Below are 24,946 nucleotides of genomic sequence, written 5' to 3'. Positions count from 1 at the left end.
TTATACGGCATAAGAAGCGGCGAGGGACGAAACAGGTAAACCGTCCCCTGTCAAACGACGGGCCATGAAGGAGTACAAGATGCGCCGCGGCGAGACCCTCGACGAGCGAGTGCCCGACATGGAGTCGTACGTCGAGGAGATGTTCGGTCCCATCACCGAGACGATGGACTACAAGGGCAGCGACCTGTACGTCGTCGGCGAACCCTCGAACCCCGTCTTCGAGAAAATCGTCGCCGGCGCGGTGAAGTACAGCGGCAAGAAGGACAAACTCGCCGTCGAGTTCCACGAACGCGACCCGACGGAACTCGGCCCCGACGAACTCGAGGCGGCCGGCGACGCCGTCGACGCCAAGAACACGTTCCTGCTCGAAGCGACCGGCCGGGACGCCAAGTCGCGCCGCGACTCGCTGAAGCGGTCCGTCGAGGACGAGTCCCCCGACTACTGAGCGGTCCCTTCTCCGCGCGGGCGACGCCGCGCGCCCGCACCGCACGTCGCCTCGGAGCGACCGCGCTCCGTCCCGAACGGCCGACGCCGTTCACATCCGCTCGGGGAGCCATCCCCCGTCGACTTCGACGTTCTCCCCGGAGAGGTACTCCGACCCCTCGTCCCAGAAGAAGGAGACGGCGTGGGCGACGTCGTCCACCGTCGCCCACCGGCCCCGCGGGGCGTCCTCGGGGAACTCGTCGGACGTCTCGACGACGTACGGCGAGACGGCGTTCACCGTCACGCCGTCGTCCCGCGTGTCCGCCGCGAGCATCCGCGTGAACATCAGCACGCCCGTCTTCGCCACGAAGTACGGGAAGTTCTTCGGGTGGACGAGCGCCTTCTCGCTGCCGGCGTACCCGACGTTGACGATGCGGCCCCACGACCCCTCGCGCATCCCCGGAAGCGCGCGCTTCGAGCAGAGCACCGTCCCGTAGAAGTTCGTCTCGACGACCCGCCGCCACGTCTCGAACGCTATCTCCTCCCAGTGGGCGGGCGCGAAGTCGCCGACGTTGTTCACCAACACGTCGACCGTCCCCAGTTCCGCCTCGGCGGCGTCGAACATCGCGTCGACGCCGTCGGGGTCCGTCACGTCTCCCTGCACCGTCGTCGCGGCGGGGGCGCCGAGTTCGCGCGCCTCCTCGGCCGCCTCTTCGGCCGCCTCCTCGCTGGAGTGGTAGTGTATCGCCACGGACGCGCCGGCGGCGGCGGCGCGGAGCGCTACCGCCCGACCGATACCGCCGGAACTCCCGGTGACCAACGCGACGCGGCCGTCCAACTCTGGAGAGAGCATGTCCGCCCCTTGGCGGGAGGCCACATTACGCCGTCGTCCGCGGAACGCCGCCGCCCGCCTCTTGACCCACCCGTCTCACGCGCGGAGCGGAGAAAACTACATGGTGGTAGCACGTGACACCGAACCGTCCGCCGCACCCGCCGGTAGCCTGCCCGACTCTTAATTCGAAACCGAGTAAATAATCGTCATAGTTAAGTTCTCGCCGGCTGATACCGTAGCCATGGCCATAGAAACCATTCTCTTAGCCGTCGGACCGGGCGATGCGGACCGACTCGACCGACTCGCCGAAGAGACGATAGAGGTCGCCGGTCCCGCCGGCGCGCGCGTCGTCCTCGGGCACGTGTTCACGCGCGAGGAGTACGACTCGGCGCTCGACAACCTCGAGTTCGACAGGAACGCCGACGAGGTATCGGCCGACGACGTGGCGGCGCGTCACTCGACGGTCCGCGAACTCGTCGCGCAACTCGACGCGGCGGACGTCGAGTACGAGATACGGGGGCGCGTCGGCGACCACGGCGAGTCCATCGTCGGACTGGCGCGGGACGTCGACGCCGACCGAATCGTCGTCGGCGGCCGTCGCCGGTCGCCGGCCGGGAAGGCCGTCTTCGGCAGCGTCGCACAGGAAGTCATGCTCTCGGCCCCCTGTCCCGTCACGTTCGTCCGCGCGGACACGAAGTGACGGCTCGACGGAGACGTTCTCCGGGCGCGCGGGCGCTTTCGGGGCGTGCAATCGAACTCGGATTCGTGTGAGAAACCTCTTAGTTAAGTGCGGGGCAAACGCGTATCGGTACAATGGCCTACTACGTGGGTGTCGACCTCGGGGCGACCAACGTCCGGGCGGTCGTAGCCGACGAAGACGGCACGGTCCTCAGCAGTCGCAGCGACGGGACACCTCGCGGTCCGACCGGTATCGCCGTCACGGAGGCGATTCTCCGCATCGTCCGCGAGGCGTGCTCGGACGCCGACATCGAACCCGAGGAGGCGGTCGCCGCCGGCGTCGCCTCCATCGGTCCGCTGGACTTGGCCGAGGGCGCCGTCGAGAACCCGGCGAACCTCCCCGACACCATCGATAGAATCCCGCTCACGGGACCGCTCTCGGTCCTCCTCGACACCGACCGCGTCTACCTCCACAACGACACGAACGCGGGCGTCATCGGCGAGCGGTTCCACTCCGAACGCAACCCCGACGACATGGTGTACGTCACCATCTCCTCGGGCGTCGGCGCGGGCGTCTGCGTCGACGGCAACGTGCTCTCGGGGTGGGACGGCAACGCCGGCGAAGTCGGTCACATGACGCTCGACCCGCAGGGCGAACTCACCTGCGGGTGCGGACACGACGGTCACTGGGAGGCGTACTGCTCGGGGAACAACATCCCCCGGTACGCCGAGTTCCTCTACGAGGAGGACGGCAGCGTCGACACCGTCCTCCCGGTCGAAGACCCCGACTTCTCGGCGGTGGACATCTTCGAACACGCCGAGGACGACGAGTTCGCGCGCTACGTCGTCGACCAGGTCGGTCACTGGAACGCGATGGGCATCGCCAACATCGTCCACGCCTACGCCCCCCTCACCATCTACGTCGGCGGCGCCGTCGCCCTCAATAACCCCGACCTCATCCTCGACCCCATCCGCGAGCGGATGGACGAGATGGTGATGGTGAACGTCCCGCAGATAGAACTGACGACGCTCGGCGACGAAGTCGTCGTGCAGGGCGCGTTGGCGAGTGCGCTGACCGGGGGCACCGGCGACCGTTCGCGCCTGTAGGGCGCGAAGGTTCGCGAGTGGACTCGCAGGCGGGACCGGCGACCGGTCGCGGATGTGGGCCGCGACGATTCGTCCGACTCCGGTCGTTCGAACCGCCGACTTATCCCGCTCGAACTCTCAGACGTGCGTATGCGCCGCCGCGACTTCCTCCGCACCGGCGCCCTCGCCGGCGCGACCGCTCTCCTCTCGGCCGCGACGCCGACGGCCGCCCACCCCGGCCCGTACCAACCGTACGGCCGCGTCGACGTTCCGGGGACGAAGGAGGCCGTCACCTCGCCCGACGGGAACGTCGCCTACCTCGCCACCAGCACCGGATACGCGACGGTCGACGTCTCCGTTCCCGACCGCCCGGAACTCCTCGCCGACGTGCGGGAACCGCTCTCGGACCACGAGGCGGGTCCGCTCCGCGGCATCTACGACGCGAAACTCGACGCGACGGACCCCGAGACGCTCGTCGTCGTCGGCCCGGCGAACCCCCTGCCCGGCGCCGTCGCGGGCGTCCTCGTCGTCGACGTCTCCGACCCCGCCGCGCCCGAACGCGTCGCCTTCCACGAGACCGACTATCCGATCCACAACTGCTTCGCGCGCGACGGCCTGGCGTACCTGACGAAGAACGACGGCGAGACGAACGCCCTCGCGATACTCGACCTCGAATCGGGCGAGACGCTCTCGGAGTGGACGCTCACGAGCGTCGACGGCGCGTGGGCGGACGTGCGCAACGGGCGTCGGTCCGTTCACGACGTGTACGTCCACGAGACGACCGCCTACCTCGCCCACTGGGACGCGGGCACGTGGATTCTAGACGTGTCCGACCCGGCGAATCCGACCCGCGTCGGCGGCGTCGAGGTGCCCGACCCGACGGACCTCGCGGCGTCGAGCGCCGAGGGCCGACGCGAGGGCGTCCTCCCGCCCGGCAACCACCACTACGTCGCCACCGACGAGTCGGGGTCGCTCCTCGGCGTCGGCAAGGAGTCGTGGGCGCAGCGAATCGGCGGGAACGGCGATGGGGGCGACGGGTCCGGCGCGCGCCTCGTCGGCGGCCCCTCGGGCATCGACCTCTGGGACGTCTCGGACCCCGCCGCCCCGGAGCGACTCTCGACCATCGACCCGCCGCCGTCGCCGGACCCGACGTACGGCGGCGTCTGGACCACCGCGCACAACTTCGAGTTCGCCGGCGGCCGCCTCTACTCCTCGTGGTACCGCGGCGGGGTCAAGCGCCACGACGTCTCGGACCCGCGAAATCCCGAACAACTGTCGTGGTGGCGGATGCCCGACGAGGCGTCTTTTTGGACCGCCCGCCTCGCGAAACCCGGCGCGCAGGAGGGATTTTTCGTCGGAGCGAGTCGCGGCGTCGGCGACGTGCCGGGCCGCCTGTACACCTTCCCCGACCACGCGGGACAGCAGGCGTCGCCGCCGTCGCTTCTCCCCGAGGACTCGACGGGGACCGAATCGCTCGTGGTGACGGGAACCGAGACGGCGGCGGACGGACGCACTGCCGAGACGGACGACGGTGCGTCGGCGTCGGCGCCCGGGTTCGGCGTGGGCGCCGCCGCGGGCGCACTCGGCCTCGCCGCGTGGCGACTCCGCCGGCGCGCCCGCCGCGAGTGACCCCGACGCCCGAATCCGAGCGATAGACCGTGAGAGACATCCGTTCGCGTTCCGAGCGCCTGAGGCCAACCGGAAGGCATCAAAGTGTGGGGCGCGAAAGGGGAGGTATGAGCGACGACGGGGACTCGCTGAAACGGCGTATCGAGGACTGGATGGTCGGCCAGATGCCCATCATCCAGATGCACGGCGGCGACAGCGTCGTCCGCAAGGCCGACCCCGAGTCCGGCGAAGTCGTCGTCGAACTCGGCGGCGCCTGCGCGGGGTGCGGCATCTCGAACATCACCGCCAACAACATCAAATCCGACCTCATCATGGACTTCGACGACGTGACCGACGTGCAGGTGAAGGTCCCGAGTTCCGGCGACCACGGCGCCAGCACCGTCGAGGGCGGCCGCGGGGGCGAACTCCAGTACGGCGAGGAAGACCCCGGGCACTTCTAACGAGCTTTTTACACGCTCGGGTCGCGCGAAGCGAGACCGCTCGCCGTAAAAAGCTCGACCATCGCCAGAAGTCTTCGACTTCTGGCTGTTCAGCCAGAACGCGCCGCGTTCTGGCGACAAAAACCTCCCGCGACTCACTTCGCTCGTCGCGGTACAACTGCTCGGAGCTACCACTTCAGCCGCCGCCTTGCGAGACGACTGACTCTCTCCTCTATACCTTCACGAACTGCGCTCGCCCGCTCTGTCCGACCGTGATGCGGTAGCCCTCGTAGGTGAACGTTATCTCCACTTGCGCCTCCGGGGCGGGCGGGTTCGAGAACAGATGGTCGAGGATGTGACCGACGTGGAGGTACGTCGGGTCGAGTCGGTCCGCGGCGGTTCCCTCTAACTCCGCGACGATTTCGGCCACCTGCACCGCCGGCTCCCCGGCGCTCGTCTGTAGCTGTCGCTGAACTATCGCATCGTCCGGCGTCTCATCCATCCCACTGCCCCGTCGCAATCGCCGGACAAATAACTCGCGCCCGTTCGTCGTTCCCGCGACCGACTCTCACTTCGAGAGCGCGCGCTCCAGACTCGACGCCACCGACCGGGCCTTCTCGGCGAGGTTTTCGTCGACGTGCCCCGCCTCGACCGCCGCGTCCAGTTCGTCGTCGTCGACGCGTTCGACCGTCCCGTCGGGGTGTTTTATCACGTCGACGTGCAGGTCGACGTAGCGCACCTCGTCGGGGAAGCACTCGACGGGCGTGCAGACGTTCACGTACGTCCCCTTCAGGTCGCCGTCGGCGCTCCGGTAGACGGTCGGATACCACCACCGACCCTCGCGGAACTTCGTGAGGGCGGTGTCGCCCGACTCCCGCGGCGTCCCGAGGGCGTCGTAGACGCCGCCGCCGGAGAGGGACCGCTCGACCGACAGCGTTCCGTCGGCGTCCCACTCGACCACCTCGCCGCGGCCGAGGGCGAACGCCCGGCCGTCCGGCTTTCCGTGGCCGATGCCGACCCTGTCGCCCTCGACGGGGCCGAACTGCCGCGTCACCACGCCGAACGGGAACTCTCCGGACGGTTGGCACATCGCCTCCACGAAGTCCACGCCGGCGCTGGCCGCCTCGCAGGACGCCTTCGTCCGGTGGTGCCCCGGCATCGTCGTCTCCACCTCCCGCCGGTGCTCGTCCAGCGAGAAACGCGACTCGCGGCCGAACCAGACCCACCGACCCGCGCCGGGGGCGGTGAGTCGCCGGAGCGGTTCCGGGTCGGCCGCGTCCGCGAGGGCGTCGTCCATCGCCGCGGCGCGGTCGGCGGCGCGTTCGAGGGCCGCGCCGAGGGCGTCCATATCCGCCCTCGTCGCCGCGTGGGACCACTCGATACCCCATCCTTCCGGGAGGTCGACGGAGAGGAACTCCGTCATGCCGGCGAGTTCGCGCCCGGCGGCGTCGTCGCGGGTGTCGACGGTGACGCCGTCGCGTCCGCGGACCAGCGTCGCGAGTCCCGCGTCGGCGCGCACGCCGGTGCCGAGCGACGCCCGGCGGTCGCTCCACGGCGGTTCCGGGTCGCGGACCTGCACGCGGACGGCGTCGCCCTCCTCGATTCGGTCGTCGGTCTCGCGGAACGGGAGGAACCCCTCGGATTCTCCGAGCGAACAGACCGCCCCGGAACCCTTCGTCTCCGTCACGCGGGCGTCGAAGACGGCGCCCGGCGGCGCGGGGTCGGTCCAGACGAACGCGTCGATTCCCACCCCGGAGAGGCGGTCCGTCACCGAGTCGACGGCGTCCGCGTCGCCGTGGACGCCGACGCCCTGCCGGTCGTCCGTGGTCGCCGCCGTCACCTCGTGGTGGCCGTCGGCGAACTCCGCGTCGAAGCGGTCGCGGATGGGGTCCGAGGCCTGCACCACCTCGTGGCCGGCGTCGAGGAGGAGGCGCGTCAGCGCCGTGGTGTAGATGCCGCGGACGCGAACGCGCGCGGGTTCGGCTTCCGGTTCGGACGCCGACGCTCCCTCGCTCATCGCAGCAGGTCGCGGTCGCGGGCGAACCGGACGCGGGCGTCGACGGTCGGCCCGAGCGACAGTTCCACCTTCTCGTCTCCCAGCACTCTGCCGCCCTCGACGGGGACGCCCCACGAGTCGAAGCGGAGATACCCTCGCAGGTCGCTGCCGTGCGTGAACAGGTCGACGAACGCCACCTCGTGCTCCTGTATCTCGTCGGCGCTGTGGGCCATCTCCATGTCGGAGTACACCGTCTCCTCGCCCTCGAAGAACGCGCGGATGGTCTCGGCGTCGCGTTCGACCGCGTCGGCGACGGCGTCGGAGGCGGTTCGGATCTCCTCTGTCGTGAGGCCGACGTCGCGGAGGGCGGCCTGCGTGCGTTGGTCGAAGTGCATCTCGTCGGGAGTTGGTTCTCACACCCTTTCAAGCGCCCGTTTCCGCCGCCGACGTTCACGCTCGGCCGAAGATATTACCGGGGGTCCCGTTGTATTGTCAAGGCGATGGCAGAGAGACGAGACCCAGTCGAGCGAGCATCGGAGTCCTCGACGGACCTCTACGACATCTCCACGTGGGAGGAGCGGACGTCCGTCGACGGTCTCTCCGTGGCGCTGTATCGCCTGTTCACCGCGTCCGCCCGTATCGTCGTCGTCCTCCTCGCCCTGATACTCCTCCTCGCCATCGGCGGGTTCGCGGCGCTCACCACCCCCGAGATAGGGCTCCTCACCGCCCTCTCGGCGGTTCCCGCCCTGGGACTCGCCGGCTACGTCTACTACTCCGACGCGACGACGAACGAACCGCTCTCGCTCCTCGTCGGAACGTTCCTCCTCGGCGTGCTGACCGCCAACTTCGCCGCCGTCCTCAACGGCGCCCTTCAGCAGTACTTCCAGGCGCTCGGCGGCCTCGGCATGATACTGTTCTTCTACATCGTCGTCGGTCCCGTCGAGGAGACGGTGAAACTCCTCGCGGTGCGCCTGTACGCCTACACCGACGACCGGTTCGACGCCGTCGTCGACGGCGCCGTCTACGGCGCGATGGCGGGTCTCGGCTTCGCGGTCATCGAGAACGCCCTCTACATCACCCGTCAACTCCCGCAGGGCGGCGACGGACTGGAGGTCGGTCTCGGCCTCATCGGCGCCGGCGGCGGCATCACGGCCGTCCGTGCCCTCGCGGGCCCGGGGCACGTCATCTACTCCGCCATCGCGGGTTACTACCTCGGACTGGCGAAGTTCAACCGCGAGAACCGCGGCCCCATCGTCGTCAAAGGCCTCCTCATCGCGGCGTTCGTCCACGCGACGTACAACGCCACCGTGAGCATCGGCGCGGGACTCATCCAGACGTTCACACCGCTGAGCGGTCTGTGGGCGTTCCTCGCGTACGTCCTCATCTACGACAGCATCTTCGGCCTCTACCTCATCCGGAAGATTCGGCGCTATCGGCAGGCCTACCGGCGGGCGCACACGCCGATGCACGACGACGGGTCCATCCAATCGGAGCAGACCGAGTTCGAGTAGTCGGGTCGGTCGCGGGTCGTCGCTCCGGCGGGCCGTCCGCCGCCACTCCGCTTCTCCGGCGCTTCAGAGCGCGTCGGCGTAGCCGGACACCATGTTCTCGACGTACTTCGCCACCACGTCCACCTCGACGTGGACGGGGTCGCCCATCGACTTCTCCGAGAGCGTCGTCACCTCGTACGTCGTCGGGACGACGGCGACGGCGAAGTCCCCCTCGCGGCGGTCCGCGACGGTGAGGCTGATGCCGTCGAGACAGACGGACCCCTTTCCGACGACGTACTTGGCCACCGAGGCGGGCAGGTCGAACTCGAAGTACCAGTCGTCGCCCACGCGTTCGATTCCGGTCACCGTCGTCGTCGTGTCGACGTGGCCCTGCACGATGTGGCCGTCGAGGCGGCCGTCGGCCCTGAGAGCGCGTTCGAGGTTGACCCGGTCGCCCTCGCCCACGTCCCCGAGATACGTCTTCTCGACCGTCTCCCGCGCGAGGAACACCTCGAACCACCCCCCCTCGCCGTCCGCCCCGACGGAGTACTCCTCGACGGTGAGACAGACGCCGCTGACGGCGATAGACTGGCCGTGGTGGAGGTCCTCGAACGTCGCGTCGGGGGCGAGACGGAGGCGCCGGCCGCCCTCGTCGTCCGTCGCGGCGACGACGGTGCCGGTGCACTCGACGATTCCCGTGAACATACCTCCCGTCGCATCTCGCACGTGAAAAGCATCACGAGTCTGGTCCGCCGCGACCCCGTGAGTACGAACTCCCAGACGTTTCGAGTCCCGACACTCTCAGGGCGAGATACGCTTTTATCGTCGCTCGCTAACACAGTCCACGATGACGCTCCTCTCACGGCTCCGGACCAGTTTCATCGCGGGGCTGTTCCTCGTCGCGCCGCTGGCGGTGACGGTGTTCATCCTCGATTTCGTCTTCGACCGTCTCACGGGAATCATCCTCGACCCCATTGTGAACACGGCGGGGCTTGCGAGCGTGACCGGCGACGAGATACTGCTCGCGCAACTGCTGGCGGCGGTGCTGCTCGCCGTCTCGCTCACCGTCGTCGGCCACGTCGCCTCCCGCGAACTCGGCCGCCGCCTGTTCGGGGGGTTCGAGCGCGGCGTCAGCCTCATCCCCCTCGTCCGGACCGTCTACTTCGGCGTCCGACAGGTCTCGGAGTCGCTGGCCAGACAGACCGACGGCTTCGACCACGTCGTCCTCGTGGAGTACCCCCGCAAGGGCCTGTACGCCATCGGCTTCGTGACGAACGACGGGCCCCGTTCGGCCGAGACGGCGACCGACTCCGAGGAACTGCTCACGGTGTTCGTCCCGCACAGCCCCAACCCGACGGCAGGGACGCTGGTGATGGCGGCGCCCGAGGAGGTGTTCGAGGTGGATATGTCCGTCCGGCGCGGCCTCCGTCTCGTCGTCACGACGGGTCTCGGCGTCGACGACCTCGAGGAGTTGCCCGAGGGCGTCGTCAGATGACTCACGGCTCGACTCAGAGTCCCCAGTACAGCGCGATGGCGGCGGACGTGACGACGGCGAGCAGCAGTTGCAGGGGCGCGCCGACGCGGACGTAATCGGAGAAGCGGTAGCCGCCGGGGCCGTACACCATGAGGTTCGTCTGGTAGCCCACGGGCGTCGTGAACGCCGTCGACGCCGCGAACGTCACCGCGAGGGCGAAGGAGAACGGGTCCGAACCGGCTTCGGCGGCCGTCGAGACGGCGACGGGGAGGAAGAGCACGACGCTGGCGACGGGCGTGATGACGTTGGCGAACGCGCCCGTCAACAGGTAGAACAGGGCGAGGACGGCGACGGGCGGGAGGCCCGCCGTCGCGGCGACGAGCGAGTCGGCGACGAGCGCCACCGCCCCCGTCTCCCGGAGGGCGATGCCGAGGGGGACGACGCCCGCGAGGAGGAAGACGACGTTCCAGTTCACCGCGTCGTACGCCTCGTTCGGCGAGAGGACGCCCGAGACGACCATGGCGACGACGCCCGCGAGGGCGGCGACGGCGATGGGCAGCACGTCGAGGGCGGCGAGGCCGACGACGCCGAACAGGACGGCGAACGCGACGGCGGCGGTCCGACTCACGCCGCCCGCCCGCGCCCGTTCCATCACCTCGTCGAACGCCTCGTTCGTCACGACGAAGTCGTCGTTCTCCGCGAGGAACTCCGCGGCCTGCTCGGTCGTCCGCAGCAGCAGGGCGTCGCCCCCGCGCAGTTTCGTCGCGCCGACGCCGTTGCGGACGAGTTCGCCGCCGGCCCGCCGCACGGCGAGGACGGTGGCGTCGTACCGCTCGCGGAGGCGGGCGCTCTCGACCGTCTCGCCCGCGAGCGCCGACTCCGACGGGACGACGAGTTCGACCAGCGTGCTCCGCTCGGGGTTGTCGAGTTCGGCGTCGGTCACCGTCGCCCGCGGCAGTCGGCGCAGCGAGGCCAACTCGACGAACCGCTGTATCGTCGCCGGGTCGCCCCGGACCGTGAGAACGTCTCTGGCCCGCAGTTCCCGGTCGGAGTCGGCGGCGACGAAGTGCTCTCCGCCCCGCACCACGTCCAACACGTCCAACCCCAAGTCGCGGCGGGCGTCCTCGACGACCGCCTGCGCGAACGCGCCCGCCAGCGGCGACCGGGCGGTGACGAGGACGCGCGCGAGGTACGGTTGCACCTCGTATCGCTCGGTTCGCGACCCCGGCGGGACGCGGGCGGGCAACAGCCACTTCCCGACGGTGAGCAGGTACGCCGCGCCGACGAGGAAGACGACGACGCCCACCGGCGTCAACTCGAAGACGCCGAACGGCCGGCCGAGGAGGTCGGCCGACAACTCGGAGGCGACGAGGTTCGTCGCGGTGCCGAACAGGGTGAGCGTCCCCGCGAGCATCGACGCGTAGGAGAGGGGGATGAGCAGTTTCGACGGGGAGACGCCCGCCTCGTTCGCCAGGTCGGTCACCATCGGGACGAAGACGGCGACGACGGGCGTGTTGTTGACGACGCCGGCGATGGGACCGGTGAGGCCGATGACGGCGGCGAGGAGTCGGTTCTCGCTCCCGCGCGCCGACTGGGCGACTTCGACCCCGAGTCGGCGGATGACGCTCGTGCGCCGGATGCCGTCGCTCAGGACGTACATCGCCATGACGGTCACCGTCGCGGGACTCGAGAACCCCGACAGCCCCTCCGCCGCCGACACGCCGGTGTACGGTTCGAGGGCGACGAGGACGACGATGACGGCGAGAGCCGTCACGTCCGGCGGTATCGCCTCGGTGACGAACAGGACGACGGTGCCGAGGACGACGGCGGCGACGACGAGGACGCCGAGAGGGAGGTCCGCGCCGAGGAGTCCGACCGGGGGCGCCGTCGGTACCATACCTCCCCCTCTCCGTCCGCCGGGTTAGCCGTGTCGCCGGGTCGCCGGTCGGTTCCGGCTCTCGCCCCCGTCCGCCCCTCGGTCGCTCCCGGCGCCGACCCCCCTCGCGCGCACCGAGACGCTTTTTCCCCCGGCCGGCCATCGCACGGACGATGCGACTGGGAATCATCGGGACGATTCAGCTCGCGGCGACGCTGATATTCGCCGTCCCCCTCGGTATCTTCGGGCTGAACGCGTTCCTCGACGGGCAGCGACTGCTCGGCGGCGGCCTCCTCGCCGTCGCGGTGCTGATGGTCGTCCTCCCGCGCATGGTGACGACGCCCGGCGACATCCCCTCGAAGGTGGCCGAATCGGTCGTCGGAAAGGCCGTGAAGACGCCGGACGACGAGGAGAAGTAGACGCGGCCGGGGGCGCCGGCCCCGCGTTCGATTCCGCTACTCCGCCCGCGGCGCGAACGACCGGGGGTACTCGTGGAGAATCTCGTACCCCTCCTCCGTGACGGCGACCAACTCCTCCAGGCGAACGCCGCCCTGTTCGGGGTCGTAGACGCCCGGTTCGACGGTGAACACCATCCCTTCTTCCAGTTCGACCGAATCGCGGAGCGACGGCGCCTCGTGGAGGGAGACGCCGACGCCGTGGCCCGTGCCGTGGGTGAACCCGGCCGCGCCCTCCTCGGCGTTCGGGTCGAACCCGTGGGCGGTGAGTTCGGCGGCGGCCTCGCGGTGCACGTCGTTCGCGCGGGCCCCGGGCGCTATCTCGTCCAGCGCGGCGCTCAGCGCCGCCTCCACGGCGACGTAGGCGCGGCGCTCCCACCCGCCGTCGCTGTCGACGACGTAGGTGCGCGAGAGGTCGCCGTAGTAGCCGTGCGGGCCGCGCGGCGAGAGGTCCAACAGAACGGTCTCGCCGGGCCGGAGGACGTCGGTGCCGGTGTAGTGTAAGTCGGCCGCGGACGGCCCCGCGCCGACGACGGTGTTGCCCGCGTCGCGGACGCCGTAGGCGGCGAACTCGGCGTTCACCCGCCTCCGGAGGCGCTCGGTCGACAGCGGCGCCCCCTCCCACAGCAGTTTGTCGCCGTCGGGGTCGGCCGCGGCCAGAATCTCCTCGGCGCGCGCCATCCCCCGGACGGCGGCGCGTTGGACCCGGCGGAGGCAGTCGACCTCCTCCTCGGTCTTCACGCGACGCGCGTCGGCGACGGCCGTCGTCGATTCGAGGTCGTAGCCCGCGCGTTCGAGGTGGACCGCGGCGTCGTGCGGGATTCGCTGCGGGACGAGCACCGTCCCCGAGTCGACGCCGAGCGCCGAGAGTGCGGCCGCCGCGCGGACGCCCGCGGGGTCGGTCGCGTCTTCCGTTCGCACCGTCCCGTCGAACTCCCGTTCGGCCTGCTCGGCGAACAGGCTCGGCGCGCAGAGGGCGGACTCGCCCGCCGCGCGGACGAACGCGTAGTCGCGGTCCGGCCCCGAGAAGCGGGTGAGATACCGCAGGTCGTCGTCGGAGCGGTCGCCGACGGCGACGAACGCCGCGGCGTCGGACTCCGAGAGCGCCACGTCGAGGAACGAGGCGTCCGTCGACGGGGCGGGGAGGGGGTCGGATGCCTCCATGCCGTCTCGGTTACGGGTCCGGTTCGGGCGCCGGCGCGTCGCCCGTCTGCGCCTCTTCGAGCAGTTCCTCCAGCGGCGTGTCGCGCACCTCGTTGTGCAGGAGGACGCTCACGGGGAGCGTCGGCGCTCCCTTCACGAGGTTCTCCAGGATGACGAGGCGCTCGCGGGCCCGCGACATCCCGACGTAGAACACGCGGCGCTCGTTGTCCGTGAGGATGGGGACGGGGTCCGTCGTGGAGGTGAACTCCTCGACGCCCTCCACTTCTTCGTCGTCGACGGAGGCGGCCATCTGCTCGACCACCTTCTCGGTCAGGTCCGTGGAGACGAACACGTGGTCGGCCTCGCGGCCCTTCGCGGAGTGGATGGTGCCGACGCGGACGCGGTTGGGGTCCATGCCCCGATACTCGCCCTCGAAGTACGCCTCGACGGACTTGCGCTGGAACGAGGTGACCTTGCGGACCATGTCGCCGGCGGCGGCGCCGTCGGGGACGAACGGCGCGTGGTCCTTGATGGTCTCCGGCGTCACTTCGAGGTCGGTCAGGTCCTCGACGCCTTCGAGTTCCTGCAGGTCGTCGATGTAGTCGAACAGGTCGTCGCGCTCGTTCGACCCGAACGCCGACTCCTGCAGCATGTCGGCGAGACGCCGCGCCTCCAGTCCGGTGATGTTCTCGCCCTGGTCGAGTTTCTCGATGGCTTCGACGTACTGGGTGAGGCGGTCGGTCCACATCCGCTGGTCCGTGAGGACGGAGAACGGGACGCCGAGCGGCAGGAACTCGTCGATGAACTGGAACATCTGGTAGCGCGCCCGGAACAGCACCATGATGCTCTCCTCGTCGTCGTCGTTCTCGATGGTGTAGCGCACGTTCCGCGCGAGGTCCAGCATCGACGGATTGGCGACGCCCTCGACGACGCCGCCCTCCTTGCGCGGGTGGAGGTCCTTCTCCTGGCGCTTCTCGATGTGGCGAATCTCCTGATTCACCACGTCCAGAATCTTCGAGGGAAGGCGGTAGGAGTTCGGCAGCACCACGTCCTCGTCGCGTTCGGTGTCGAGGAGGAGGTTCGGGTCCGCGCCCTGCCACGCGTAGACGACCTGGTCGTCGTCGCCGGCGATGAGCACGCCCTTCAGGTGCGGGAGCCACTCCTGGTACACGTCGTACTGCAGCGTCGTGATGTCCTGGAACTCGTCGATGACGAGGTAGTCGACGTTCGGGACGAGCGAGCGCTGCTTCACCCGTTCGAGCATGTCCGCGAAGCCGACGAGGCCGTTGTCGCCCTTGTACTTGCGCCACCCGCGGATGACGCTCGGCACGTCGATGCGGTCGTCGTCGGAGGGCCACGTCGGCGTGTACTTGTTGCCCTCCTGCGCGTTGGGGTCGACCTCCGGCGGGAGTCGGACCTCCTCGACGTCCCAGTTGAACGGCACGTCGTACCACTCGGAGACGTCGCGGCGGGTCCGCTGGAGCCACTGGCTCGTGGCGATGATCTTGTTCCCGATGGTCGTCGACCGGGCGGTGCGGCGGCCGGCGCCGCCGTACTCGTCTTCGAACTCGACGCCGAAGTCCTCGCAGAACTCCTCTTTGTCCTTCTCGCCGACCACGTCGTTGCGCGAGAGGTCGAGCAGTTCGTACGCCTTCGCGTGCATCGTGGCGACGTTCCCCTGCAACGCCCGCGGGGAGACGTCGAGTCGCTCCGCGAGTCGCTCTCGTATCTCCGCGGCCGCGGCGCGGGTGTAGGAGACGACGAGGATGTCCCGAATCGTCACGTCGTCGTCTTCGAGAATCTCCTCGACTCGGTCGAGGAGCGCCGTCGTCTTCCCGCTCCCCGGACCCCCGAACAGACGGGTGACTGTCGCGTCGGAGTCGCTCATTGTACCCGTTCACGCCCTAGTCCCTGATAAACTGCCTGCTTTTGGAGACCGCTCTCATCGTCGGAAAACGCGAGTCAGAAGTCGATTCGCGGAGGTCGAGCGGGGGCCGTCAGGCGCGCGGGTCCCATCCGCAGACGGTACAGTCGACCGCCGCCTCGTCGTGGAGTGCACCGCAGTCCGGACACTGCTTCTTGTTATAGGATGTCTCCCAGTCCTGCGGTTCGGATACGTCGTGACCGCGGTCGTCCAAGAACTGGTCGAACAGCGCCTCGTCGGAGTCGGGTGCTGAGGCCATACATGGTGTGCTACGCCGTACCATTACTTAGGCTTGTTGCCGGTACCCACGCCTCGGGAGCGGTCGATAGTTTCCGGAGACGGACGGGCGTCGTTTCGGGTCGAATTGGACCAGAGGAGCGCGGAGCGCTCGTTCGCTACGCGTCGATGCCGTACAGGTCGCCGTACTTCTCGGTGACGTAGTCGGTGAACGCCTCGGCGGTGAAGTCCTCGCCCGTCGCACCAACCACGAGTTCGTTCGTCTCGTAGCGCGCGCCGTGCCGGTGGACGTTCTCGGTCAGCCACTCGTGCAGCGGTTCGAAGTCGCCCTCCCCGATTCGGTCCTCCAAGCCGTCGATGTCGTCCTCGGCGGCGTCGTACAACTGCGCGGCCATCACCGACCCGAGCGAGTACGTCGGGAAGTAGCCGAAGTTGCCGTGGCTCCAGTGGATGTCCTGCAGGCAGCCTTCCGAGTCCGTCTCGGGGCGGACGCCGAGGTACTCCTCGTACTTGTCGTTCCACACCTCGGGCACCTCCTCGACGTCGATGTCGCCCGCGATGAGCGCCCGCTCTATCTCGAAGCGGACGATGATGTGCAGGTGGTAGGTGAGTTCGTCCGCCTCGACGCGGATGAGGTTGTCCTCGTACACCTGATTCGCCGCCTCGTAGGCCTCCTCCGGCGTCACGTCCTCGGCCTTCGGGAACTGCTCTTTGAACGTCGGGAGCAGCACGTTCCAGAACGCCTCCGAGCGGCCGACGTGATTCTCCCAGAGGCGCGATTGGGACTCGTGGACCGACAGGTCACGCGACTCGCCCAGCGGCGTCGCGTAGTGCTCGTCCGGCAGGCCGTGGGTGTACGTCGCGTGGCCGAACTCGTGGACCGTCGAGAGCAGCGACCCGAGCGGGTCGGACTCGTCGAAGCGCGTCGTCACGCGCGCGTCGAACGTCGTCCCCGTGGAGAACGGATGCGAGGAGGTGTCGAGGCGGCCGCGCTCCCACGGGTAGCCGAGCGTCGAGAGCACGTCGCGGCAGAGTTCCTCCTGTGCGTCCTCGGGGTACTCGCCCTCCCTCGTGAACGCGTCGGTGGCGATGTCGTCGCCCGACTTGCGTATCTCCGCTATCATGGGGACGAGCGTGTCGCGGAGTTCTTCGAGGATGGACTCGGCCTGCTCCAAGGGGAGACACGGCTCGAAGTCCTCGAACAGCACCTCGTAGGGGTCCCGGTCGGGGTCGATGTGCTCGGCGTACTCCCGCTTGAGTTCGATGTGTTTCTCCAGGTGGGGCGCGAACGCCGAGAAGTCGTCCTCGGCCTTCGCCTTCTCCCACGCCGGGAGCGCCTCCGAGGAGGCGGTGGATATCTCCTCGACCAACTCGGAGGGGACGCTCACGGCGCGGTCGTACGCGCGCCGAATCTCCCTGACGACGGCGGCCTGCTCGTCGGTCAGGTCGGCGTCTTCGAGTTCCTCCAGCGCCTCGCCCACCTCGTCGTCGGTGAGCAGTTCGTGCGACAGCGACGAGAGCGTCGACAACTGCTGGGAGCGCGCGGGGGTGCCGCCCTCCGGCATCATCACCTGCTGGTCCCACGAGAGCAGTCCGGCCGCGTTCCGGACGTTCGAGACCCGCTTGTACGTTTCGAGGAGTTCCGCGTAAGCGTCTGGCGCCGACTCGGCGTCGGCCCCGGCGGCGTCAGTGGCCATATCGAATCGAAACACCTCCCGCGTTATCAACTATTGCATGCCGAGGCCGCCGTACCGAGGGGCTACGTCGTCGGCCACGACTCGGCCGCGTCGCGGTATATCTCGTAACACCGCTCGACCACCGACAGCGAGACGCTCTCGGTCTTCGTGTGCGCCTCGCCCGGTTCGGAGGCGCCGCAGACGACGCACGTCGTCCCCGCCTCCGCCAGCCATCCGGCGTCCGTGGCGTGCGGCTTCGTCACCAGTTCCGGGTCGCCCGCCTGCGCCCGCGCGGCCGCGCCGAGGACGGCCTCCGCGAACGCCTCGTCGTCGCATCCCATCGGCGGCAGGTCCTGTTCGACCACCCACTCGACGCCCTCGACGGACTCCACCCGTTCCAAGTCGGCGTAGTCGCCGGGGACGGTTCGCTCGTCCACGGTCACCTCGCAGCGCTCGGGGACGACGTTCCACGCCGACCCGCCGTCAACCTCGGTGACGACGACGCTCCCGGACAACCGCTCGCCGAACACGTCGGCCTCGGGGGCGTCGAGGTCGCGGATCACGTCGACGGCGTCGCAGGCGCGGTAGACGGCGTTCTCGCCCGCCTCGGGTTCGCTCGCGTGCGAGGCGGTGCCGCGCGCGACGACGGTGGAGGCGCGCCGTCCCTTGTGCGCGACGACCACATCGGTCACATCGGCTCCAGAATAGTTCGTCGACCCCTCGCCGACGATTGCGTGGTCGGGCGCGAACCCGTCCGCGATGGCGCCGCGGGCGCCCTCGCCGCCCACCTCCTCGCCGACGAACGAGGCGAAGACGAGTTCGCCCGCCGGGTCGGCGTCGCGGAAGGCGAGCATCGACGCCGCGACGGCGCCTTTCATGTCCGCCGTCCCGCGGCCGTACAGGCGGCCGTCGCGTTCCTCGACGACGTACTCGCCGTCGTCTATCTGGGAGTCGTCCGGCGGCACCACGTCGTGGTGCCCCACGAGGGCGAGCGACGTCCCCTCGCCCTTCCGGGCGACGACGTTCCCGTGTTCGTCCCGCGTCACGTCGGCGTCCGTCTCCCCGCGGAGCCACGACTCGATGGCGTCGCCGCAGGCCGACTCGTCCTCGTGGCTCGGCGTCGAGACGAGTTTCCGGGTGAGTTCGCGCAGTTCTCGCATGCGCGGAGATATCCCGCGGCCGGCATAAGTCTCGGCTCCCCGGTAACGCCGGGGAGCGGACTGAAGGGGTGGGACGGACTCCCGGCCGGAGGACCCTTCCGTCGGCCGACGCTACGGTCGACCGTATGACGGACGACGATACCGACGCCGAGGAGGAACGGCAGGAACAGTACGGCGGCGGCGAGGGCGACGTCGACGCCGTCGAGCAGACGGAGGCCGTCGGGGACGCGGATTCGGATTCCGACGCGGACACGGATTCGGATTCGGATTCGGACTCTGACTCCGACGCGGACGCGGACTCGGACGACGACTGACGACCGAGATTCGGCCGCGGGGAGCGGTCCTCGCGGCGACGCTTCTTCCGGAAGTCGACTCCGAGACGAGCGGCGAGTCCGGCCAAAAAAGAAATCGGCGACGCTCCGTCCGCTCAGTTCACTTCGTTGTACATCTCGTCGATGACCTTCTCGACGTTCGGCGGGCCGCCGTCGGGTTGCTCGGAGGTGTACGAGTACTCCGATTTGCCGTCGTGCGAGGGGCCAGTCGTCCACGGCTGTTCGGGGTCCGCGCGCTCCTCGCGCATCGTGGACATGAACGTGTAGTTGTAGTCCTGGTTCTCCTTCTCCTGCGGGAAACTCGCCGGGACGGGGAGGTGCTCGTCGAAGGAGTCGATGACCGAGTGCCACTGGTTCTGGTGCATCGTGTCGCGGGCGATGAGGTACTCCAGCATGTCCTCCATGCCGGGGTCGTCGGTGAACTCGTAGAGCCGCGTCGCCAGCGTGCGGCCGGTGGACTCGGCCATCACGTTGGCGTACATGTCGGCGGCGAGGTTGCCGCTGGCGACGACGTAGTTGCCGGTGAACGGCACGCCGTTGCTGTCGACGGGCATCGCGTGCAGGCCGGCCGAGAGCGCCTGTCGGGGCTGGCCGCTGCGCATCATCTCGTCGATGACGGCGTCCTCGCGGGCCGACTCGCGGGCCTCGGGGGAAGCGCCTTCGAGGTTCTTGGCGACGGCCGTCGCCAGCATCTCGATGTGGCCCATCTCCTCCATCGCCGTCTCCATGAGGAGCGTCTTGTACTCGCTCATCTCACTGGGGACGGCGAAGGACTGGAACATGTACTGCAGGGCGACGCGCATCTCGCCCTCCGCACCGCCGATGGCTTGCTGGAGCATCTTCGCGAACTGCGGGTTCGGGTCCTCGACTTCGACCTCGTACTGGAGGCCGTTTTCGTGGTAGAACATCGTTACAATATCTCCGACACGCGGTGTACTAAAATAATTTTTTGCCGACAGACAAGTTCTGTACCGATGCAGAAAACGGGAGTCCCGTAAACTTCAAAAACAAAGTCTCATTCGACCGTCATTCCGGCGCTCCGATACTATTCACCGAGCCGTCACGTCGTCGGGGACGGCCGGTCGCCGGTCCGCCGTGATACGTTCTTTTATCCGTCTCCCACGCCAAGCCGGGGCCATGAAGCTAGTGCCGGACACGAGCGCGGTCATCGACGGTCGCGTGTCCGAGCGAGTCGAGTCGGGCGGCGACGCGGAGACGGTGTGCGTGCCCGAAGCCGTCGTCGGCGAACTCGAATCGCAGGCGAACAGCGGTTACGACACGGGCTGGGAGGGTCTCTCCGAACTCCAGCGACTCACCGAACTCGCCGACAAGGGGTCGGTGACCGTCGAGTACGTCGGCCGGCGGACGAAGCCCAGCGAGGCCACCGGCGCCCACGAGGGCGACATCGACGCCCTCATCCGCGACATCGCCGAGGAGCGCGAGGCGACGCTCCTGACGAGCGACCAGGTGCAGGCCGAAGTCGCCCGCGCGAAGGGCATCGACGTGGAGTTCGTCGAGGCGCGCGTCCGCGGGTCCGGCGGCCTCGTCATCGAGGAGTTCTTCGACGACGAGACGATGTCCGTCCACCTCAAGACCGGCACGAAACCGAAGGCCAAGCGCGGCGCCATCGGCGAGATGCACTACCAGACTATCAGCGAGGAGGTGTCCGACGAGGAGACGATGAAGGCGTGGGCCGACGACATCGAGAACTCCGCCCGCGCGAGTCCGGACGGCTTCGTCGAACTCTCCGAACCGGGGATGCAAATCGTGCAGTTCCGCGACTACCGCATCGCCCTCGCCCGCCCGCCGTTCGCCGACGGCATCGAGATAACCGCCGTCCGGCCCATCGTCAAGACGGAACTCGACGAGTACGAGTTCGCCGACGAACTCCGCGACCGACTCAGCGAACGCCAGCGCGGCGTCCTCATCTCGGGGGCGCCCGGCGCCGGCAAGTCCACGTTCGCGCAGGCCGTCGCGGAGTTCCTCAACGACAGCGACTACGCGGTGAAGACGATGGAGAAACCGCGCGACCTGCAGGTCGGCCCCGAGATAACGCAGTACACCGCCCTCGACGGGCAGATGGCGAAGACGGCCGACTCCCTCCTCCTCGTCCGCCCCGACTACACCATCTACGACGAGGTGCGCAAGACGGACGACTTCGAGGTGTTCTCCGACATGCGTCTGGCCGGCGTCGGCATGGTCGGCGTCGTCCACGCCACGCGCGCCATCGACGCCCTCCAGCGACTCGTCGGCCGCGTCGAACTCGGGATGATTCCGCAGGTCGTCGACACCGTCGTCTACATCGAGGACGGCCGCGTCGACACCGTCTACGACGTGCGGACGGAGGTGAAGGTGCCCGAGGGCCTCACCGCCGAGGACCTCGCCCGCCCCGTCATCCAGGTCACCGACTTCGAGACGGACACGCCCGCCTACGAGATTTACACGTTCAACCGGCAGGTCGTCACCGTCCCCCTCGGCGACGAGGCGGAGGGACGCGACGAGACGGGCGTGAGCCGACTCGCGCGACAGGAGATAGAGCGGGAGATTCGCTCCATCGCCCGCGGCCACGTCGAGGTGGAACTGCAGGGACAGGAGAAGGCGACCGTCTACGTCGACGAGGACGACATCTCCTACGTCATCGGGAAGGGCGGCGGGAGAATCTCCGACATCGAGGACCGACTCGGCATCGACATCGACGTGCGGACCCACGAGGACAACCCGGCGCAGTCGTCGGCGTCCGGCGGGTCCGGCGACGAGGACGGCGACGTCGTCACCCCCGAGGTGACCTCCCGGCACGTCGTCGTCCGGATGGACGACCACGTCGGCGAAACCGTCGAAGTGCGCGCCGACGGCGACTACCTCTTCACCGCGACGGTCGGCCGCGGCGGCGACATCCAGGTCTCACGGGGGAGCGCCATCGCCGACGAACTCGAACAGGCCATCGACCGGAAGCAGAAGATCACGGTCCACCCGGCGTAGACCGCTCTCCTCCGTCGTCTCCGTCCGCTTCGCCGTCCCCGGAGTTTCGCTCCTCGCGCGTGGTAGTCACACACTCAGAGTGGTAGCCACACCTAAAGCGTGTGATACAAACAGGCGGCGGTCGTGGGCCGGAGTACGATGTCGAGCGAGTCACCCCGCCGACTGCTACTCGTCGCCGCCGCGGTCGGTGTCGCGGCGATTGCGCAGGCGTACAGGCTCTTCCTCGGCGAGGGCGGTGCCTGGGCGCTCGTCGCTCTCGTCGGTTTCTCGCTGGTCGCTCTCGCATCGGGGTGGCAACTGTGGTCCGTTCGTCGCTCGGGAACGACCCGTCGCTGAGGAGCGTCCTCACTCCGCTTCGCCGCGCCGAGCGCCGTCGCTCGCCGGGCGGAAAGGGAGAAGATCGGTTTCCACGTCGTCGCGGAGTGGTCGTGTGTCGGTGCGCGCCGTGGGGTGAGCCGGTGACGTCGTGACGGAGCTATTCCGCGCAGCAGGCTTCCGCCTCGTCGGCGTCGCCCTCCGAGGGCCGCTTCGGGGCCGCGTCGGTGAGTTGGTAGAGATTCTGCCGTGCGTCCGCGAAGTAGACGTCCTCGTCGACGACGCCGATTCCCTCCAGCCGTTCGAGCGCGTAGCGAACCGTCCGGGCCGACAGCATCGACTCCTGGACGATTCCCTTCTGCGTGAGCGGGCCGTTGTATTCGAGTACTTTGAAAACTAACTTCGCACTCGGAGGGAGGTCGTCGAGACTCTCCTGTTCTTGTTCTGCCTCAGCCATCGTTACGAATCGAAACGTCCAATCGGCATAAACCTTCGTGGACGGGCACGGTCGAACGGTCCCGGTTCGCTAGGTGTCGCGGCGCGGCGCGCCGCCCGCGTGCGGGAACGAACGCCTTTTGACGCCGGGTATCGGAGTCGTACCCATGGCAACGGAAACGCAGACGGGCCTCTCGGGTCACATGCGGGGGGTCACGGTCACCACGCTCGCCTGCCTCGCCGGCGTCGCGGCGGCGCTCGCGTCGGGCGCGCTCGTCGGATTGGGGTCGGTCCCCGTCTCCGAGGCGGCGACGAACCAGCAGGCGTTGGCCGTGCTGGGGGCGGCCATCCTCGCGCAGTTTCCCGTCCTGAAGGTCGTCGGCGTCGACGTCTCCGACTTCGGCGCGAAGGACTACCTCTACATCGGCTTCATGACGTTCACGCTGTGGTTCATCTCGTTCGGCATCCTGCTGACCTCCGGAGCGGCACTGTAATCCATGGCGGACGACAGCATCGCGGTCGTCGACCTCGACCGGTGTCAGCCCGACCGCTGTAGCTACGAGTGCGCCAACTACTGCCCGCCGAACCGGACGGGCAAGGAGTGCATCGTCACGCGCGGGGAGCACTACGAGGAGGACGAACCGTACGACGGCGGCCCCGACCAGATACGCATCTCCGAGGAGGTCTGCCTCGGCGAGACCTGCGGCATCTGCGTCGAGAAATGTCCGTTCGACGCCATCGAGATTATCAACCTCCCGACAGAGTTGCAGGAGGACCCGGTCCACCGCTACGGCGAGAACGCCTTCGCCCTCTACGGTCTTCCCGTGCCCGAGTCGGGCGCGGTGACGGGCATCCTCGGCCCGAACGGTATCGGGAAGACGACGGCCGTCCGCGCCCTGGCGGGCGAGATGGTGCCGAACCTCGGCAACTACGACGACGAGGCGACGTGGGAGGCCGTCCTCGAACGGTATCGCGGAACGGAGCTTCAGAACTACATCGAACGCGTCCGCGAGGAGAAAGTCACCATCGCGCGCAAGCCGCAGTACGTCGACCAGATTCCCAAGCAGTTCGACGGCGTCACGAGCGAACTGCTGGCGGCGACCGACGAGCGAGGCAAACTCGACGAGTACGTCGAGCGACTCGGCATCGCCCCCGTCGTCGACCAACCGCTCGACACCCTTTCTGGAGGAGAGCTCCAGCGCGTCGCCCTCGCGGCGACGCTGGCCCGCGACCGGGACTTCTACTTCCTCGACGAGATAACGCCGTACCTCGACATCGGTCAGCGCGTCACCGCGGCGCGACTCATCCGCGAACTCGCCGAGGAGGAGGACAAGGCCGTCCTCGCCGTCGAACACGACCTCGCCATCTTGGACCTCCTCGCCGACACGCTCCACATCGCCTACGGCGAACCCGGCGCCTACGGCGTCGTCACGGACCCCAAGTCGGTCAGAAACGGCATCAACGAGTATCTCAAGGGGTACCTCTCGAACGAGAACATGCGCATCCGGCCCGACGAGATACAGTTCCACGAGCACGCGCCGCGCGAGACGACCAAGAGCGCCCCCCTCGTCGACTACCCGGACCTCTCGAAGTCCTACGGCGACGGGGAGTTCTCCCTCGACGTCGAGGGCGGCACCATCTACCAGTCGGAGGTGCTCGGCATCGTCGGCCCGAACGGCATCGGGAAGTCCACCTTAGCCCAGATGTTCGCGGGGTCGCTCGAACCCGACGAGGGCGAACTCGACTTCCGCCTCGACATCGCGTACAAACCGCAGTACATCGACATCGACCAGCCGATGCGCGTCGACGCGTTCCTCTCCTCTATCACCGAGGACTTCGGCACCTCCTACTGGAAGACCGAAGTCGCCAACCCGCTCCAACTCGGCCGCATCATGGAGCGCAACCTCGACGACCTCTCGGGCGGGGAGCGCCAGCGAGTCGCCATCGCGGCCTGCCTCTCGGAGGACGCCGACCTGTACGTGCTCGACGAACCGTCGGCCCACCTCGACGTCGAACAGCGAGTGCAGGCGACGACGGCCATCCGCCGCTACGCGGAGAACCACGACGCGACGGTGATGGTCATCGACCACGACATCTACATGATCGACCTCCTGGCGGACCGCCTGATGGTGTTCGACGGCGAACCCTCGGAGCACGGGCACGCCGGGACGCCCCAGGAGATGCGCGCCGGGATGAACGACTTCCTCTCGGACCTCGACATCACGTTCCGCCGCGACGAGCGCACCCAACGGCCCCGCATCAACAAGCCGGGCTCGCAACTCGACAGCAAGCAGAAGCGCTCGGGCGAGTACTACTACTCCTCGGAGTAACGGACGCCCGAGGCGCCGCCCGTTCTCCCGTCCGATTCGCCGATTCGGCCTCAAACG

The 24,946-nt window shown here is 68.6% G+C and carries 26 protein-coding genes; 13 read left to right on the top strand and 13 right to left on the bottom strand.

Features of this window, described 5'->3' with window-relative positions; genetic code table 11:
- Nucleotides 1-64: 64 nt before the first annotated feature.
- Nucleotides 65-445 (top strand): DUF5611 family protein, encoded by a 381-nt coding sequence (locus tag NDI79_RS19740; RefSeq protein WP_310930410.1) that lies wholly within the window; start codon nucleotides 65-67, stop codon nucleotides 443-445.
- Nucleotides 446-535: 90 nt separating this feature from the next.
- Here NDI79_RS19740 and NDI79_RS19735 read toward each other — a convergent pair whose 3' ends face one another.
- The gene (locus NDI79_RS19735; protein ID WP_310930561.1) at nucleotides 536-1,276 is read right to left on the bottom strand and encodes an SDR family NAD(P)-dependent oxidoreductase; all 741 of its coding nucleotides are present in this window, start codon (nucleotides 1,274-1,276) and stop codon (nucleotides 536-538) included.
- Between the two features lie 220 nt (nucleotides 1,277-1,496).
- Here NDI79_RS19735 and NDI79_RS19730 point away from each other — a divergent pair, with 220 nt between their 5' ends.
- The 4 genes from NDI79_RS19730 (at nucleotide 1,497) to NDI79_RS19715 (ending at nucleotide 5,088) form a co-directional block, all read left to right on the top strand.
- A complete protein-coding gene (locus tag NDI79_RS19730) occupies nucleotides 1,497-1,955 on the top strand; it encodes a universal stress protein (RefSeq protein WP_310930409.1) in 459 nt (152 codons plus the stop codon).
- A 113-nt stretch (nucleotides 1,956-2,068) separates the two neighbouring features.
- Nucleotides 2,069-3,040 (top strand): ROK family protein, encoded by a 972-nt coding sequence (locus NDI79_RS19725; protein WP_310930408.1) that lies wholly within the window; start codon nucleotides 2,069-2,071, stop codon nucleotides 3,038-3,040.
- 129 nt (nucleotides 3,041-3,169) lie between these two features.
- The gene (locus NDI79_RS19720) at nucleotides 3,170-4,648 is read left to right on the top strand and encodes an LVIVD repeat-containing protein (RefSeq protein ID WP_310930407.1); all 1,479 of its coding nucleotides are present in this window, start codon (nucleotides 3,170-3,172) and stop codon (nucleotides 4,646-4,648) included.
- A gap of 107 nt (nucleotides 4,649-4,755) precedes the next feature.
- Complete coding sequence (locus NDI79_RS19715) at nucleotides 4,756-5,088, top strand: NifU family protein (RefSeq protein WP_310930406.1); 333 nt, start codon at nucleotides 4,756-4,758, stop codon at nucleotides 5,086-5,088.
- Nucleotides 5,089-5,299: 211 nt separating this feature from the next.
- On the opposite strand, the gene NDI79_RS19710 is transcribed toward NDI79_RS19715, so the two are convergent.
- The 3 genes from NDI79_RS19710 to NDI79_RS19700 form a co-directional block, all read right to left on the bottom strand.
- Nucleotides 5,300-5,569 carry a HalOD1 output domain-containing protein gene (locus NDI79_RS19710; protein ID WP_310930405.1) on the bottom strand — a complete coding sequence of 90 codons (270 nt, stop codon included), beginning with the start codon at nucleotides 5,567-5,569 and terminating at the stop codon, nucleotides 5,300-5,302.
- 66 nt (nucleotides 5,570-5,635) lie between these two features.
- Nucleotides 5,636-7,084, bottom strand: coding sequence for a ribonuclease FAU-1 family protein (locus NDI79_RS19705; protein WP_310930404.1), 1,449 nt, complete (start codon nucleotides 7,082-7,084; stop codon nucleotides 5,636-5,638).
- Entirely contained in the window at nucleotides 7,081-7,458 is a 378-nt protein-coding gene (locus NDI79_RS19700) for a DUF7532 family protein (RefSeq protein ID WP_310930403.1), read from the bottom strand. Before NDI79_RS19700 ends, NDI79_RS19705 begins: the two co-directional genes overlap by 4 nt.
- A 105-nt stretch (nucleotides 7,459-7,563) precedes the next feature.
- Here NDI79_RS19700 and NDI79_RS19695 point away from each other — a divergent pair, with 105 nt between their 5' ends.
- The gene (locus NDI79_RS19695) at nucleotides 7,564-8,574 is read left to right on the top strand and encodes a PrsW family intramembrane metalloprotease (RefSeq protein WP_310930402.1); all 1,011 of its coding nucleotides are present in this window, start codon (nucleotides 7,564-7,566) and stop codon (nucleotides 8,572-8,574) included.
- Between the two features lie 63 nt (nucleotides 8,575-8,637).
- Here the strand turns inward: NDI79_RS19695 and NDI79_RS19690 are convergent, their stop codons facing one another.
- Entirely contained in the window at nucleotides 8,638-9,258 is a 621-nt protein-coding gene (locus tag NDI79_RS19690; RefSeq protein WP_310930401.1) for a riboflavin synthase, read from the bottom strand.
- A 142-nt stretch (nucleotides 9,259-9,400) separates the two neighbouring features.
- Here NDI79_RS19690 and NDI79_RS19685 point away from each other — a divergent pair, with 142 nt between their 5' ends.
- Nucleotides 9,401-10,048 carry a DUF502 domain-containing protein gene (locus tag NDI79_RS19685; RefSeq protein WP_310930400.1) on the top strand — a complete coding sequence of 216 codons (648 nt, stop codon included), beginning with the start codon at nucleotides 9,401-9,403 and terminating at the stop codon, nucleotides 10,046-10,048.
- Between the two features lie 13 nt (nucleotides 10,049-10,061).
- On the opposite strand, the gene NDI79_RS19680 is transcribed toward NDI79_RS19685, so the two are convergent.
- Nucleotides 10,062-11,924, bottom strand: a complete 1,863-nt coding sequence (locus NDI79_RS19680; RefSeq protein WP_310930399.1) for an SLC13 family permease — start codon at nucleotides 11,922-11,924, stop codon at nucleotides 10,062-10,064.
- Nucleotides 11,925-12,076: 152 nt separating this feature from the next.
- Between NDI79_RS19680 and NDI79_RS19675 the strand changes: the two genes are divergently transcribed.
- Nucleotides 12,077-12,322, top strand: coding sequence for a DUF7533 family protein (locus tag NDI79_RS19675; RefSeq protein WP_310930398.1), 246 nt, complete (start codon nucleotides 12,077-12,079; stop codon nucleotides 12,320-12,322).
- Between the two features lie 36 nt (nucleotides 12,323-12,358).
- Here NDI79_RS19675 and NDI79_RS19670 read toward each other — a convergent pair whose 3' ends face one another.
- The 5 genes from NDI79_RS19670 to NDI79_RS19650 all read right to left on the bottom strand — a co-directional run bounded on the left by NDI79_RS19670 (nucleotide 12,359) and on the right by NDI79_RS19650 (nucleotide 18,498).
- Complete coding sequence (locus NDI79_RS19670; RefSeq protein WP_310930397.1) at nucleotides 12,359-13,522, bottom strand: M24 family metallopeptidase; 1,164 nt, start codon at nucleotides 13,520-13,522, stop codon at nucleotides 12,359-12,361.
- A gap of 10 nt (nucleotides 13,523-13,532) precedes the next feature.
- Nucleotides 13,533-15,389 carry an ATP-dependent helicase gene (locus NDI79_RS19665; RefSeq protein WP_310930396.1) on the bottom strand — a complete coding sequence of 619 codons (1,857 nt, stop codon included), beginning with the start codon at nucleotides 15,387-15,389 and terminating at the stop codon, nucleotides 13,533-13,535.
- Nucleotides 15,390-15,498: 109 nt separating this feature from the next.
- Nucleotides 15,499-15,684 (bottom strand): HVO_0416 family zinc finger protein, encoded by a 186-nt coding sequence (locus NDI79_RS19660; RefSeq protein WP_310930394.1) that lies wholly within the window; start codon nucleotides 15,682-15,684, stop codon nucleotides 15,499-15,501.
- A gap of 136 nt (nucleotides 15,685-15,820) precedes the next feature.
- The gene (locus tag NDI79_RS19655) at nucleotides 15,821-17,359 is read right to left on the bottom strand and encodes a carboxypeptidase M32 (protein WP_310930393.1); all 1,539 of its coding nucleotides are present in this window, start codon (nucleotides 17,357-17,359) and stop codon (nucleotides 15,821-15,823) included.
- Between the two features lie 62 nt (nucleotides 17,360-17,421).
- A complete protein-coding gene (locus tag NDI79_RS19650; RefSeq protein WP_310930392.1) occupies nucleotides 17,422-18,498 on the bottom strand; it encodes a M20 family metallopeptidase in 1,077 nt (358 codons plus the stop codon).
- Nucleotides 18,499-18,623: 125 nt separating this feature from the next.
- Between NDI79_RS19650 and NDI79_RS19645 the strand changes: the two genes are divergently transcribed.
- Entirely contained in the window at nucleotides 18,624-18,812 is a 189-nt protein-coding gene (locus NDI79_RS19645; protein WP_310930391.1) for a hypothetical protein, read from the top strand.
- 113 nt (nucleotides 18,813-18,925) lie between these two features.
- On the opposite strand, the gene NDI79_RS19640 is transcribed toward NDI79_RS19645, so the two are convergent.
- The gene (locus tag NDI79_RS19640; RefSeq protein WP_310930389.1) at nucleotides 18,926-19,738 is read right to left on the bottom strand and encodes a manganese catalase family protein; all 813 of its coding nucleotides are present in this window, start codon (nucleotides 19,736-19,738) and stop codon (nucleotides 18,926-18,928) included.
- Between the two features lie 229 nt (nucleotides 19,739-19,967).
- Here NDI79_RS19640 and NDI79_RS19635 point away from each other — a divergent pair, with 229 nt between their 5' ends.
- Both NDI79_RS19635 and NDI79_RS19630 read left to right on the top strand, forming a co-directional pair.
- On the top strand, nucleotides 19,968-21,809 hold the full coding sequence (locus tag NDI79_RS19635; RefSeq protein ID WP_310930388.1) for a PINc/VapC family ATPase: 1,842 nt from the start codon (nucleotides 19,968-19,970) through the stop codon (nucleotides 21,807-21,809).
- A 138-nt stretch (nucleotides 21,810-21,947) separates the two neighbouring features.
- Nucleotides 21,948-22,145 (top strand): hypothetical protein, encoded by a 198-nt coding sequence (locus NDI79_RS19630; RefSeq protein WP_310930387.1) that lies wholly within the window; start codon nucleotides 21,948-21,950, stop codon nucleotides 22,143-22,145.
- A gap of 139 nt (nucleotides 22,146-22,284) precedes the next feature.
- On the opposite strand, the gene NDI79_RS19625 is transcribed toward NDI79_RS19630, so the two are convergent.
- The gene (locus tag NDI79_RS19625; protein ID WP_008387089.1) at nucleotides 22,285-22,581 is read right to left on the bottom strand and encodes a MarR family transcriptional regulator; all 297 of its coding nucleotides are present in this window, start codon (nucleotides 22,579-22,581) and stop codon (nucleotides 22,285-22,287) included.
- Between the two features lie 145 nt (nucleotides 22,582-22,726).
- On the opposite strand from NDI79_RS19625, the gene NDI79_RS19620 reads away from it, so the two are divergent.
- Nucleotides 22,727-23,053 (top strand): EMC6-like membrane protein, encoded by a 327-nt coding sequence (locus NDI79_RS19620; RefSeq protein WP_310930386.1) that lies wholly within the window; start codon nucleotides 22,727-22,729, stop codon nucleotides 23,051-23,053.
- Between the two features lie 3 nt (nucleotides 23,054-23,056).
- The gene (locus NDI79_RS19615; RefSeq protein ID WP_310930385.1) at nucleotides 23,057-24,889 is read left to right on the top strand and encodes a ribosome biogenesis/translation initiation ATPase RLI; all 1,833 of its coding nucleotides are present in this window, start codon (nucleotides 23,057-23,059) and stop codon (nucleotides 24,887-24,889) included.
- Nucleotides 24,890-24,946 lie beyond the last annotated feature (57 nt).

The organism is Halogeometricum sp. S3BR5-2 (genome assembly GCF_031624635.1).
Taxonomy (GTDB): domain Archaea; phylum Halobacteriota; class Halobacteria; order Halobacteriales; family Haloferacaceae; genus Halogeometricum; species Halogeometricum luteum.
This window is presented reverse-complemented; position numbering and strand designations above follow the sequence as displayed.